Here is a 12,480-nt window from a genome sequence, read left to right on the forward strand (position 1 = left end):
GGCGGTGCGGTCTTTCTCTCTGCCCAGGCGCGGCCGCGATCCGCGGCCTTTGGACGCCGCGTCCTGATCCCAGCCTTCGTAGAATCACCCCGCAGGCGGACGACGCGTCGAGGATACGCCGATGACATTCCTTCGCTACGCCCCCGACATCGAGACGCCCGCTCCGGACGAGCAGAAGTCCATCGACGGCATCATCCAGGGGATGACCCAACAGTCGCAGGTGGTGGAGAAGCGCGAGCACCACGCCGTACGCGCGAGCCACGCCCAGAGCTCGGCCTGCGTCGTCGGGGAGCTGATCGTTCCAGAGAACGAGGCCGTCGCGTGCGACGAAAGGTCGATCTTACTCGTCCGGTCCGACTCGCCCGCCCCGAGCATTTGTCCACGCGGGAGCCTCCGAGGCCTTGGGGAGTTGGCCGGCATATCCCTCTGAGAGTGCCAACCATGAAGTTTCCAGCGAGCGCCCGTATCGGGCTGGCCACAGCCTCAATGGCTAGCGCCGCGACGCTAGCGCTTCCCGCCGCAGCCCAGAACATGGCTCCCGGTGCGGGCAACCTCACCCAGGTGGCGAGCTTCGAGCATCAAGTCACGGGCATCACGGTAAGCCGCGACGGGCGCATCTTCGTCAACTTCCCCCGGTGGAGCGAGGACGCACCGGTCTCGGTAGCAGAGTTGAAAGGCGGCAAGCCGATCGCCTATCCGAACGACGACTGGAACAGCTGGCGCAATGCCAGGAAAGACGAGATCGATCCCAAAACCCACTTCGTCTGCGTCCAGAGCGTCGTCGCCGACGCCCAGGATCGCCTCTGGGTGGTCGATGCCGCCGCGCCGGCCATGGCACATGTGGTCAAGGACGGAGCCAAGCTTGTCGGGATCAATCTGAACACCAATCAAGTCGTGAAGACGATCCCGTTCGACACCGGCACCGTCCTGCAAGCCTCCTACATCAACGACGTGCGGATCTCGCCGGATGGAAAGACCGCCTACCTAACGGATTCAGGTGCCGAAGGTGCGCTGATCATCGTCGATCTCGATAGCGGCTCGGCCAAGCGCGTCCTGTCCGGCCACTCCTCTACCATGCCGGACAAAAGCGTGACCGTGCAGTACGACGGCAAGCCCTTGCGCCGCCCTGACGGCCGCGGCGTCGAATTCTCGGCTGATGGCATCGCGCTCTCGCCAGATGGCAAGACGCTCTATTGGCAGGCAATCAAGGGCAAGACGCTCTACAGCCTCCCAACCGACGCGCTGACCGGTTGGGCAACAGCGTCCTTCGTGCCGGAGATGCTGAGCGACAGGACCCTAAGCGGAAAGATCGCCACGGTTGGGGAGAACGGCCCAGCCGACGGGCTGCTGATCTCGCGCAAGGACGGGCGAATGTACGTGACCTCTCCGCAGGACAACGCAGTGAAGGTGCGCGATCTATCCAAGGCGAACAGCGGGCTGACGACGTTGGTGCAGGACGACAGGCTCCGCTGGCCAGACACGTTCAGCGAAGGACCCGACGGCACGATCTATGTGACGACGTCCCACATTCAGGATTCGGCCGACTACAAGCCCGGCGCCCCTATCAGCCTGCCGACCGAGCTCTGGGCCATCAAGCCCACTCAGGGGGAGGTGAGCGGATCGACCGGTTCAGCCACCTCTCGCTAAGGACTAACCGGTTTCCTGCGGCTCACTGAAGCCTTCCCGGATCCTATCGCGACGAGACTTCGCGTTTCGGGACATGCCGACACACTCGGCATGTCCTTGCATTCAATCACTCATGGTGCATCACCCCCTAGCGAGCCGCGGCGCGTCTCAGCTCTCGATGGTGAGAGCGAAAGCTCCCTCGTCTTGTGATCGGATCTGGGCGGAGCCAAATGGCCCATCTGCCGCTTCGTCTACATTGGCGGCGTCCTCAGCATCTTGCACTCACAATCCCGGGCAGCGACCCCGGATACGTCCTGATCGAGGTTCGCTAAGCCGCTTTGGACATCTCGGGGGCGGATGGGGCATCCATCGCGCGCATGTAAACGTAAAGTAGGGTCGCGTACTCGTCGCACTTGTCTTTATCCTGCTTACGGATCTTGAGCATCTCCTTCAGGACCTTGACGTCGAGGCCCTCACCCTCGGCTTTGGCGAAGACTTCTTTCTTATTCTCCATGGGATCCGTGATCTCTTCCTCAATCCGCTCGATGGGCTCGATGATCGAACGGATGCGGTCGCCAGCCACGGCCACCGTGTCGGTCATGCGATCCTCATGCTTAGCCGAGGCGGCAATCTGCTCCGGTTGAGTGAGCGAGCGGTCAAGCCCAACAGTCCAAGAATGACGACCTTCGAGAAGCTTCGATAGGCGCGCATCCGTCTGGGTTGGGTCGCCAGTAGAACGTCCGCTTCAGGGCAAAGGGTATGAGTCCGCTACCCACCCCATCCGGACCTTCGGTGGAAGCGGGTTGAATGTCCGCAAGGGGTTAGGAGTTCGCTCGCCGCTTGCTCAGCTGTGCGCCACAAGCCGATATTCATCTCCAATCAATCAAGCGTCCGCTTACGGCGCGAGGGCAACCCGGCTGCTATACGAACCCGATGTCGGAGGCGACGCCCTTGAGTTGACGGAGACGTTCATCTTCATGCTGCCGCTGATCGCGCTTGGAAGCGCTGACCTGCGTCGCCACTAAGCGAGGATTGGACCGCTCACCCGCGCGCCTACAGGGCCGAGAGGTTCGGGAGCCGGTCCGCCTCGATTTCCGGCAGGAGGTGCATGACGGAGCGGGCATACTCGTAGCGCGCTACCGCGATCCCGTCTGCCCAGTCCGGCAAGGGACGCGCCATGATCTCGGTGACGTCGAGCCCTAGCTCGAAGCCAGCCCCAATTCCGGCCTCGACAGCATCGAGCCAGGCGAGCGTTTGATCGATGCCGCGGCGGCCGGCCTCCGCGGGGCCGTGCCCCGGGACAAGCAGACCGCAAGGGATGTCAGCGATCGTCCGCAGGGCGGTGCGCCAGCGCGGCAGATCGGCATCGGGCGTGGTCGCGGCGCGGTCGAGGAAGACGAGGTCGCCTGGGAACAGCAGGCCGGAGGCTTCCTCGAACAGGCACAGATCCTCCCGGGTATGGCCGGAGAGGCGCAGCAGCCGGAAGCGCCGCCCCCCGACATCCTCCGCACCCTCACGGGCTTCCATGGCGGGCTTGGGCACGCCCGTGCCCCGCATCCAGTCCCCGGCAACGCGGTACATCCCGCTCGCGAGATCGTTGCCGAACCGCGCGAGGTCGGTCCGCAGGCCGGGGCCGGCCCAGAGCACCGTGTCGGGAAAGGCGGTGGCGCCAAGGCTATGGTCGGCGTGGAGATGGGTGAGGTAGACCCGGACAACCGGTTTGCCCGTCAGGTCCCGGGCCAGGGCGTCGAGGGCCGTGCCGAAGCGGTGCGACGGGCCCGCATCGATCAGAACGCAGCCCTCACGCGTGTCCAGCAGGGTGACGTTGGCGATGGCGCCGCCGTTCTCGGCCGTGATCGCCTCCTGGGCGCCGTAGACCGTCCAGACGCCCTCCGCGATCCGGACCGGGTCGAGGACATAGCGGCGCGGGGCGGTCGCGGCGGCGAACGGGCGGCAGACCGCCGCCGCGGCCGAGAGACCGAGGGCGAGGCCGTGTCGGCGGGTCAGCCCGTGGGATCGCTCTCCTGCCGCCATCACGGCCTCCCCTGCATCTCGGCCGATTGGGCATCCGCGGGTGGAACCGCGGCCCGGGCGCGGAAGTCGTTGCCGGCGGTGTTGCGTGCCGTGACGGTCAGGGCCTCGGTCTCGGGCCCTGCGACCAGCAGCGTCAGAGTCGGGTCGTCGGCGATGGCCTCCGATAGGGTGAGGCTGGCGAGCTGACGGCCCGACGCGTCCGAGACCGTCAGAGTCTCCACGATGAAGAGCGGCACGTTGGCGATCATGCCGTTGTCCATCGGGTGCGTCATGCGCAGGCGAAGACGCAGGTCGTGCGCCTCGCGCCAGACCCGGCCGCGCATGCGGCCGAGATTCCTCCAGTCGACCTTCTTCTCGACCACGGGCGGGACGGAGCAGCCGCCTCCGGCCGCGTCGAGGTAGCGGCCGCCGACATGCCAGAGCCCGTCCCGGCGCGCGGCGGCCCGGATCGGCGTGCCCTGCTCGATCTTCATCCGGAAGGCCACGAAGGCCTGCGCGGCGGTGGGAACGAGTCGCAGGGTGAGCGGGAACGGGTTGAGGTCGGCGATGACGAGCAGTTCCTCGACCGGCCCGATCGCCCGTGCATCGACCGTCAAGGGCACCTGTGTCTGGTCCTCGGTGACCGGGGGCAGCGCAACGGCGACGCGGTCGTCGAAGATCGCGGGGAGGCCGCCGAGGTAGCGCTCTGCCATGCTCGGCCAGAGCGGTGAATCGAGGGGATCGCGCGTGGTGCTGGCGTTCGGCATAGGCCGGCCTGCCGAGCGGAGGACGGGCGATGCGGCGGGATTCGGCGCGGGCATGGGTTCGCCTCAGGGCGCGGCGGTGAGGGGCGGGACCGCGGGGGGCTCGGCCGGCACGAGCGGGCGGTCGGCCTCGCTCCAGCCGTCCGTGCCCTCGGCAAACCAGTAGACGCGGCGGTAGCCGAGATCGGCCGCCCGCCGCACCGCGTTCTAGGACATCCAGCAATCGGCCATGCAGAAGAAGATCAGCGGGTGGCCCCGGTCGCCGCCGCTCAGCCTGGCGAGCCAGGCCGCGAGGTAGGCGGCGAGCCGCGGCTCGATCGTGCCGCGGCCGGTCTCGGGCAGCCAGACCGCCCCCGGGATGGTCGCGTGCCGGTCGACGATCCGCCAAGCGCCGCCCGCCGGGTCGAAGCCGCCGCGCTGGGGCATCACGTCGATCAGCGCAGCGCCCTCCGTACGGAGCCGGTCGACCGCGTCGAGGTCGATGCGGGTGCCCCCCCTCACGGGCATGGTCACGGGGGCGCGGTAGTTCCGGACGCGCAAACCCGTGGCGGGGTCGATGTCCGCGGTCGTAGCAGCGGCCATGGCGGGCGCATCCCGCGCCGAACCGGACGGCGTGGCGCGGGCCGGCACCTGCGCAGCGGCGAGCAGGAGCACGAGCGCGGCGGCCATCATCGTTGCAGAGCGCGCAGGTGTGGGAACTCGCGCCTCGCCGTCAGGATGCGGCACTCGCGGTCGTCCTCCGTGTTCGGGCACTGGATCTCGACGCCGTCCGGATAGTGGCTGACATTCTCGCAGCCGGCGCGAAAGCGGCTCGCACCACCCTCCAGCTCCTCGACCTGCAGACCGCTGACGGTGCACTCCGTCTTCAGCATGAGGAGACGCCGGATCTGGTACTCCTTGATCCCCTCCGCGCGGATCGCGCCCGCCGGAGCGAGAACCGTGAGTAGGACGAGCGCTGCCCGCAGCATCGGGTCCGCTCAGCTCTTCGGCTGGCTCTCGACGTAAGTCCGAATCGCCCAGATCGCCTCCTGGCTCAGGATCCCCTCGAAGGGGGGCATTCGGTAACGGTCGTCTTTCTTGGCGCCGTGCAGGACGCGGGTGATGAACCAGCCGTCGCCGGCCTCGCCCGCCTCGACCTCGCGCAGGTCCGGCGCCATGCCGCCGGACTTGGCGTCGAGCCCGTGGCAGCGGGCACAGTTCTGGTTGTAGCCATTGGCGCCGATCTCGATCGCGAGCGCGTTGCCCGCGTAGGGATTCGCCGTGCGGATGTCGTCGCCAAGCTCCGGCAGACCCTTCGTGTCGATGGGTTGGGGCGCGGCGTCGCCGTGGGCGACGGCGGGCGCCGGCAACAGGGCGAGCGCCAGAGCGAGCGCCATCCCGCGCATGGCCTGAGTCGGGGCCTTGGTCATGGAAACCTCGAACGGTCGAGTTGGGTAAGCATCAGGGGGTGGGGTCGCGGACGGGGTCGAGCCAGATGCGCCAGGACTCGGAGCCGCTGACCTGCAGGGTGTAGGTGCCCGGCACCGCGATGGTGTGCGTCGCGCTGCCGCCGCCGCCGATGTGCAGGTTCTGGACGACTTCGCCCCGCGCATCCTTGAGGGCGAGGACAAAGATCGGGCCGTCGCTCTCGTAGCGGAGCACGGTGGGGGCCGTGATCGCGAAGGGCTCGGTCTGCATCGTCAGACGGCCCTGGAAGCGGGGCGGCGCGAGGATCGCGGCGAGGCGGTCGTAGCAGCGCAGGCGCTCGCCCTCCTGGCTCAGGGCGCGGCACTGCGCGAAGGCCGGGCGCAAGGCCGCCTCCGGCGCGGGCGCAGCCGCCGCGCCGACCGGCAGGGCAAGCCCGGTCGCGAGGATCGGCGACCATCTCACGGATCCGACCCGGTCGCGGGCGGCGGGCCCGCCTCCGGGTAGACGTCCCAGACCGGCTTGCCCTGCTGCCAGGTCTCGGGGCAGCCCCGGCAGCCCTTCATCCAGGCGTCCTGGAAGATCGCGAAGCGGATCTTGGCCCCCTCCATCACCGCGTCGGCGAGGTTGGCCTCGTAGAACTTGGTCTCCTGCAAGTCGGTGTTGACGAAGCGGGCACCCACGAACTGGGCGCGCTTGGCCTGCACCATCTCCAGGTCAGCGACCGTGAAATCGGCGCCGCTGAAATCGGCACCCGCGGCGCGGGCATGGTCGAGATTGGCGCCCACGAAGGAGGCACCCCGGGCCTTCAGGCCCTGCAGGAAGGCGATCTGCAGCTTGGCGCCGCCGAGATTGGCCCGGTCGAGCAGGGCGCCGCGCAGGTTGGCGCCGCGCAGGTCGGCACGGGCGAGGTTGGCACCGGTGAGGTCGGCCCCGCCGAGATCGGCGTTCCTGAGATCGGCGTGGCGCAGGTCCGCGCCGGGGCAGGCGGCGTTGGGAGCGATGGTGCAGCCGTTGATGATCCAGGGATCGGGCCGCTCCTCGCGGTTGACGATCACGGTCTGGGCCGCGGCGCCGGATAGGGCCGTGCCGGCGAGGATCAGGCCGGACAGGACCAGCGCGCGGGCGGGGGAAGCCTGCATCGGACGGGTTCTCGGATGTCGGGATCGGGAGAGGCGGCAACCCCTCTCCCCCGTCTCCCCGCGGGCGGCGAGACGTGCGGGGAGAGGGGACGTCTCGGGCCGGTCAGCCCGTCACTGCGCCGAGGCGGTGTCGGTCGGCACCTCGAAGACCCAGAACGAGCCGCCCTGGCTGACGAGCTTGGTCTGGTCGGCCATGTCGCCGCCCCAGAGCGGCACGGCGCCGCCGTAGCCCGAGGCGATGCCGATGTACTGCTTGCCGCCGTCCTCCCAGGTCATCGGCACCGAGACCACGCCCGAGCCCGTCTGGAAGGCCCAGAGCTCCTTGCCGGTCTTGGCGTCGAAGGCCTTCACGAAGCCATCCGAGGTCCCGGTGAAGACGAGGCCGCCCTTCGTCGTCATGGTGCCGGCCCAGAGCGGCATGTTCTCCAGATGCTCCCAGACGATCTTGCCCGTCTTCGGGTCGATCGCGCGGAGCGCGCCCACATGGGTGTCGAACTTGCGCTGGATGCGGAAGCCCTGGCCGAGATAGGCGGAGCCCGCCTTGTAGGTCACGTTCTCGGTCCAGTAATCCTCGGTCCAGTCGTTCGATGGGATGTAGAACAACCCCGTCTCCTGCGAGTAGGACATCGGGTTCCAGTTCTTGCCGCCGAGGAAGTTCGGCGTGACCTTGATCGACTTGCCCTTGCTCTGCCCGGCCTCGGGCGCCGGCGGGCGCTGGCCCTCGTTCTCGATCGGCCGGCCGGTCTTCAGGTCGTAGCCCTTGGCCCAGGTGATGTCCTTCACGAAGGGGTAGGCCGCGATCAGCGCTTCCGGCTTGTTGATCTTGCCGTCGCGGGCGGTGAGCTTGTCGATATCGGTGAGGATGAAGAAGCCGTTGCGGTCGGCATGCGCCCCGGCGCGGATCTTCTTGCCGTCCTTCTCGAAATCGAACAGGATGATCTCGTTGTTGCCCGAATAGTCCCAGGCGTCGTTCGGCGTGTGCTGGAAGAAGCCCACCGGCTCACCGGTCGAAGGCTCGATATAGACCTGGCCCGACGTGTAGAGGCTGTCGCCGGGCGAGCGGTAATGGTGGTTCCAGGGCGCCGGGTTGCCGGTGCCGATGATGAAGGTGTTGGTCTTCTCGTCGAAGACGCCGGTCTGCCAGGGGGCGCCGCCGCCGTGGCTCCAGGCCTCGACCTTCTTGCCGTCCTTGTCGGGCCAGGACGGGGCCTTGGCGTCGCCCGTCGGCGTCGAGTCCTTGCCGTTGAGGCGTCCCATATGACCCTCGACCATCGGGCGCATCCAGACCTCCTCGCCGGTCTCGGGATCGCGGGCGTAGAGCTTGCCCACCGCGCCGAACTCGTCGCCGGAATTGCCGTGGACCAACAGGACCTTGCCGGTCTTCTGGTCTTTCACGATGTTGGGCGCGCCCGTATAGGCGTAGCCGGCGGTGTGATCGTCGAACTTCTTGTTCCAGATCACCTTGCCGGTCTTGGCGTTCAGCGCGATCATCGAGGCGTCGAGGGTGCCGAAGAAGATCTTGTCGCCGTAGATCGCTGCACCGCGACTGACCACGTCGCAGCAGGGGCGGATGTCGTCGGGCAGACGGGCGGCGTACGACCAGATCTTCTTGCCGGTCTTGGAATCGAGCGCGAAGATGCGTGAGTAGGACGCCGTGATGTAGATGATGCCGTCGTGGACGAGCGCCTGGCCCTCCTGGCCGCGCTGCTTCTCGTCGCCGAACGAGAACGACCATTTCGGCTTCAGCAGGCCGACGTTGTTGATGTTGATCTTGTCGAGCGGGGAGAAGCGCTGGGCCTTCACGCCCATGCCGTACATCAAGACGTCGTTGTTGGTTTGCTGGTCGTTGAGGATGTCCTCCCAGGCGACCGGCTTCATCTCCTTGGCATCCTTCGCGTCCTTGGCGCTGGACGGGCCCCCGAGGGCCAGCGTCAGAGCCAGGAGGGACGATGCGGTTGCCAGGAGGTATCGGCGCGGGGATGCCGTCGCGTTCGAATGGGCCATGCGTCTCTCCCTGTCGATCCGATTGTTGCGGTGGATCGGCTTGTTCCGAGAGGCGGCAATCAGCTGCGTACGACCTCTCTCAGAGGACTATGAGAGCGAATAGCGCTTTCGCCGACATGGACCTTGGTACAACCTTTATATTAAATCCTTATTATTTTGGTTACTTCCTATGTCGATTAGGACATTTGCCAATGAAAATCTCGGATCAAGCCCATAAGAATAATATTTGACCAGCCTTTCTTGACGGCTGATGCGAGTCCCGGAAACCTCATCCGCGCAGCCGAGCGCATTTGAGAACCCGCAGTGCAACTTCTTCTGGTCGACGACCACGCCCTGTTCCGGGATGCCGTCCGACGGATCCTGCAGGCGGGCTTTCCCGAAGCCCTGATCGAGGATGCGGACTCGATCGAGGCCGCTACCGCCGCGCTCGGCCATACGCCCGGTACGGATCTCGTCATCCTCGACTTATCGATGCATGGAATCCGCGGGTTCGAGGGATTCATGGCAATCCGGGCCCGGTTCCCGCGGATCCCAGTCCTGATCTGCTCCGGGCTGGAGGAGGCCCCTATCATCCGGGAGGCGCTGGCGCTTGGGGCGGCCGGCTTCGTACCGAAGACGTCGAACCGTGCCGCCTATCTCGAAGCGGTCGCGCGCGCGCTGGAAGGCGAGATCTTCGTCCCGGACAGCGTGGCAGCCGCCCTCAGCGCCGGTCCGAGATCGACCTCTGTGGCCTCCGCCCGGATGTCTACCCTGTCCCACGCGCAGATGAACGTGCTGATCCTGATCAAGCAGGGCCTCAGCAACAAGGAGATCGCGCTCTGCCTCGGCATCGGCATGTCGATGGTAAAGACGCACGCGACCGAGATTATGAGGAAGCTCGGCGTCCGCAGCCGGACCCAGGCGGTCATCTTCGCATCCGCCCTCGACTTCAAGCGCATCGGTACGGGCGGATGATCGACACCTGGTCACATTATTCGGCGTGTTCCATCCGGTTTTACTGCCTGAGGCACCAAGCAGCATATCGCGCATTATCGATGCCGCTACAGCCATGTTAGATGTGCGGGAGGAACAGGACGAAGTTTGCGGCTCAGCAACGTAGAATGGCAGCTTCCGGCCTGTGAACCAATGTCGGCTTTCTACCCCTGAGCGGACCTTCGTGGCAGGCTGAGAAAGCCGATCCCAGCTCTCAGAACCGGCCCGCCAGAGTCAACCGCACGGCCGTGGGCTCGACCGGGTGGAAGTGGCGATCGGCCACGCCCCCGGCCTCGCCGGGCAGGCGCGACTCGTAGAAGTACGTGATCTGGTCGGCCCGGGCGTTCGTCAGGTTCAGGATGTCGAGCGACAGGCTCACCCCGTTCTCGAAGTTGTAGCCGACGCGGCCGTTCAGCAACGCGGTGGGCTTCGAGCGCACCGCGTTGTCCTCGATCAGCGGGCGCGGCCCGAAGTAGCGGAAGCGCAGCGAGCCGAACCAGCCGAGACCCTCGCCGAAGGTAATGCCGGCCGACGCGATGGTCGTGGGCGCCTCCGGCACGCGGCTGCCGGCCGGGTCGCGGTCGGCGAAGCGGGCGTTGGTAACCGTGAGGTCGCCCTCGAGCCGCAGCCAGGGGGTGACCGCGTAGCGGTTCGTCCACTCGATGCCGAGGCGGCGGGTCGGCCGGCTGGGCTCGGTGGTGCCGGTATCGCCCTGGAACAGGTTCTCGGAGGCGAAGTCGAGCCGGAACAGCGCGACCGCGGTCTCCAGCCCGGCGATCGAGCGGTTGCGGATCCCGACCTCGTAGCCGGTCGAGGGCACCAGGAAGGGCGAGCGGGCGACGTTGAACAGAGGGCTCGCCGGGTCGGTCGTGGCCGTCACCCCGCGCACGTCGTTCGAGTGGAAGCCGCCGCCGTAGTTCAGGTAGAGCTCGGTCTCGGCCCAGGGCCCGAGCACGAGCCCGAGCTTCGGGTTGACGATGCCGTCGCGGGCGCGCCCCGAATTGGCCGGCGTGTCGGAGCGGACGTCGGCGTAGTAGCCGTCGGCGCGGAAGCCGACGCTGGTGCGCAGCCAGTCGGTCCAGCGCAGCCGGTTCTCGTAGTAGAAGGCCGCGCTCGCCTCCAGCACCCGGTCGTCGAGCACCGTGGAGCGGAAGAGGCGGTTCGTCGTGTTGAAGAGCCCGACCCGCATGGCATCGGTGCGGGTCTGGAGGCCGATCTCGTTCTCCATCGGCAGCCCGACGAGATCGCCCTGGAAGACGTGGGCAACCTCACCTCCGCCCAGCACCCGGTCGTCGAGCTGGCGGAACTGGTCGCCGTTGACGGGGTCGTTCAGGAAGTAGGTGAAGTCGTTCCAGAGGTTCATCCGGTAGCGGATGACGTAGGCGTTCGCGCGCGTGATGCCGGTCTCGTCCGTCTGGCTCCAGCGCCCCGAGAGCGAGAAGCGGCCGGTATCGCCGCCATCCGTCGGGTCGAGAGTGCCGTAGCGGCCGATGATGCCGTCGGCGACCGCGCGCTCGGGGATCTGGTTGGTGGCGTTCCACCTCGCCCAGTAGGCCATGCCGGTGACCGAGAACCCGTCGAGCGCCGTGCCCTGGCTGTAGCGCAGGACGCCGTTAAGCTTCCGCAAGTTGTCGGGCACCTCCCAGGGGCCGTCGTAGGTCTGCGCCTCGCCGGCCACCAGGAGGTTGCCGGTGCCGAGCGGCGCGGAGGCGATCGAGAGCGCGCGCCTGTAGCCGAAGGAGCCGAGCGAGGTCAGCGCGACGTTCTGCGCGACCGTGTCGAGGTAGTCGATCCGCACCGAGCCGGCGGAGGCGAAGTCGCCGTCGCGCACGAAGTACGGCCCCTTGTGGAACTCCACCGCCCCGACGAGTTCGGGGATCAGGAAGTTGAGGTCGGCGTAGCCCTGGCCGTGCGCGTGGGTGCGCATGTTGACCGGCATGCCGTCCACGAACAGGGCGATGTCGGTGCCGTGGTCGAGGTTGAAGCCGCGCAGGAAGAACTGGTTGGCCTTGCCCTCGCCCGAGTGCTGCGTGACGATGAGGCCCGGCACCTCCTCCAGCACCTCGCCAGGCCGCGTGACGGGCCGGCTGTTGATCTGCGCGCCCGAGATGATGCCGCCGCTTGCCGCGTCGACCGGGCGAAGCGCGCCGCCGATACCCGACACCCCACCGACGTAGCCGGCGCTGGCCGAGGCCGGACCGGCAGCAGCGGCAGTTGGCGCGGCCACGGCGCTCACCGAGATCTCCGACAGGGTGACCTCGTCAGCGCGAGCGGCCTGCGCGCCGGCACAGGTCGGGGCGATACAGAGGGCGGCGGCCAGGGCGCCCACCGAGAGTGAACGCGGGACTGGCGGAGGCTGAAGGATGGACATCGGGGCCTCGGGCAACGGCAGTGGCACGTCACCGCGAACGAGGCCGATGAGGGCACGCCGCAGACCGCGCGCCATCACCAACACCTGCCGACACACCCCGTCCGGCACGCTCCGCGTGTGACCACGATGGACGGCAGGTCTCCTGGCTCGCGGGTCGCTGCCCTCTCACCGTCTTCCCGGGCGA

General features: G+C 67.5%; 13 protein-coding genes, 1 pseudogene and 1 riboswitch. Of the genes and pseudogenes, 3 read left to right on the forward strand and 11 right to left on the reverse strand.

The features are described from left to right. Positions 1-121 precede the first annotated feature (121 nt). Together AX737_RS37775 and AX737_RS04240 are read left to right on the forward strand one after the other, a co-directional pair. A pseudogene (locus AX737_RS37775) lies at positions 122-310 on the forward strand (catalase); the annotation flags it as partial. Positions 311-441: 131 nt separating this feature from the next. Continuing rightward, complete coding sequence (locus AX737_RS04240) at positions 442-1,647, forward strand: L-dopachrome tautomerase-related protein (protein WP_066919233.1); 1,206 nt, start codon at positions 442-444, stop codon at positions 1,645-1,647. A 307-nt stretch (positions 1,648-1,954) separates the two neighbouring features. Here the strand turns inward: AX737_RS04240 and AX737_RS04245 are convergent, their stop codons facing one another. The 10 genes from AX737_RS04245 to AX737_RS04285 form a co-directional block, all read right to left on the reverse strand. Continuing rightward, a complete protein-coding gene (locus AX737_RS04245) occupies positions 1,955-2,227 on the reverse strand; it encodes a GapR family DNA-binding domain-containing protein (protein ID WP_066919231.1) in 273 nt (90 codons plus the stop codon). Between the two features lie 452 nt (positions 2,228-2,679). After that, positions 2,680-3,660, reverse strand: coding sequence for a quinoprotein relay system zinc metallohydrolase 1 (locus tag AX737_RS04250; RefSeq protein WP_066919229.1), 981 nt, complete (start codon positions 3,658-3,660; stop codon positions 2,680-2,682). Next, positions 3,660-4,352, reverse strand: a complete 693-nt coding sequence (locus tag AX737_RS04255) for a quinoprotein dehydrogenase-associated SoxYZ-like carrier (RefSeq protein ID WP_197430453.1) — start codon at positions 4,350-4,352, stop codon at positions 3,660-3,662. The genes AX737_RS04250 and AX737_RS04255 overlap by 1 nt, the downstream gene beginning before the upstream one ends. A 117-nt stretch (positions 4,353-4,469) precedes the next feature. Further along, the gene (locus tag AX737_RS36790; protein WP_280949056.1) at positions 4,470-4,604 is read right to left on the reverse strand and encodes a hypothetical protein; all 135 of its coding nucleotides are present in this window, start codon (positions 4,602-4,604) and stop codon (positions 4,470-4,472) included. A 6-nt stretch (positions 4,605-4,610) separates the two neighbouring features. Further along, positions 4,611-5,075: a hypothetical protein gene (locus tag AX737_RS04260; RefSeq protein WP_156453519.1), complete on the reverse strand. Its 465-nt coding sequence runs from the start codon at positions 5,073-5,075 to the stop codon at positions 4,611-4,613. Then, positions 5,072-5,371: a hypothetical protein gene (locus AX737_RS04265; protein ID WP_066919225.1), complete on the reverse strand. Its 300-nt coding sequence runs from the start codon at positions 5,369-5,371 to the stop codon at positions 5,072-5,074. The genes AX737_RS04260 and AX737_RS04265 overlap by 4 nt, the downstream gene beginning before the upstream one ends. Positions 5,372-5,380: 9 nt before the next feature. Then, positions 5,381-5,812, reverse strand: coding sequence for a cytochrome c-550 PedF (gene pedF, locus AX737_RS04270; protein WP_066919223.1), 432 nt, complete (start codon positions 5,810-5,812; stop codon positions 5,381-5,383). Positions 5,813-5,843: 31 nt separating this feature from the next. Then, positions 5,844-6,272, reverse strand: coding sequence for a hypothetical protein (locus AX737_RS04275; RefSeq protein WP_066919221.1), 429 nt, complete (start codon positions 6,270-6,272; stop codon positions 5,844-5,846). Continuing rightward, on the reverse strand, positions 6,269-6,949 hold the full coding sequence (locus tag AX737_RS04280; protein ID WP_066919219.1) for a pentapeptide repeat-containing protein: 681 nt from the start codon (positions 6,947-6,949) through the stop codon (positions 6,269-6,271). Before AX737_RS04280 ends, AX737_RS04275 begins: the two co-directional genes overlap by 4 nt. Positions 6,950-7,060: 111 nt before the next feature. Then, positions 7,061-8,953: a methanol/ethanol family PQQ-dependent dehydrogenase gene (locus tag AX737_RS04285; RefSeq protein ID WP_066919217.1), complete on the reverse strand. Its 1,893-nt coding sequence runs from the start codon at positions 8,951-8,953 to the stop codon at positions 7,061-7,063. 303 nt (positions 8,954-9,256) lie between these two features. On the opposite strand from AX737_RS04285, the gene AX737_RS04290 reads away from it, so the two are divergent. Continuing rightward, entirely contained in the window at positions 9,257-9,907 is a 651-nt protein-coding gene (locus AX737_RS04290) for a response regulator transcription factor (RefSeq protein ID WP_066919214.1), read from the forward strand. A 232-nt stretch (positions 9,908-10,139) separates the two neighbouring features. Here the strand turns inward: AX737_RS04290 and AX737_RS04295 are convergent, their stop codons facing one another. Then, positions 10,140-12,296, reverse strand: a complete 2,157-nt coding sequence (locus tag AX737_RS04295) for a TonB-dependent receptor (protein WP_082772877.1) — start codon at positions 12,294-12,296, stop codon at positions 10,140-10,142. 114 nt (positions 12,297-12,410) lie between these two features. Continuing rightward, positions 12,411-12,480, reverse strand: a riboswitch (cobalamin riboswitch). This riboswitch is flagged as partial in the annotation.

It is taken from the genome of Methylobacterium sp. CCH5-D2 (assembly GCF_001556475.1).
GTDB lineage: Bacteria > Pseudomonadota > Alphaproteobacteria > Rhizobiales > Beijerinckiaceae > Methylobacterium > Methylobacterium hispanicum.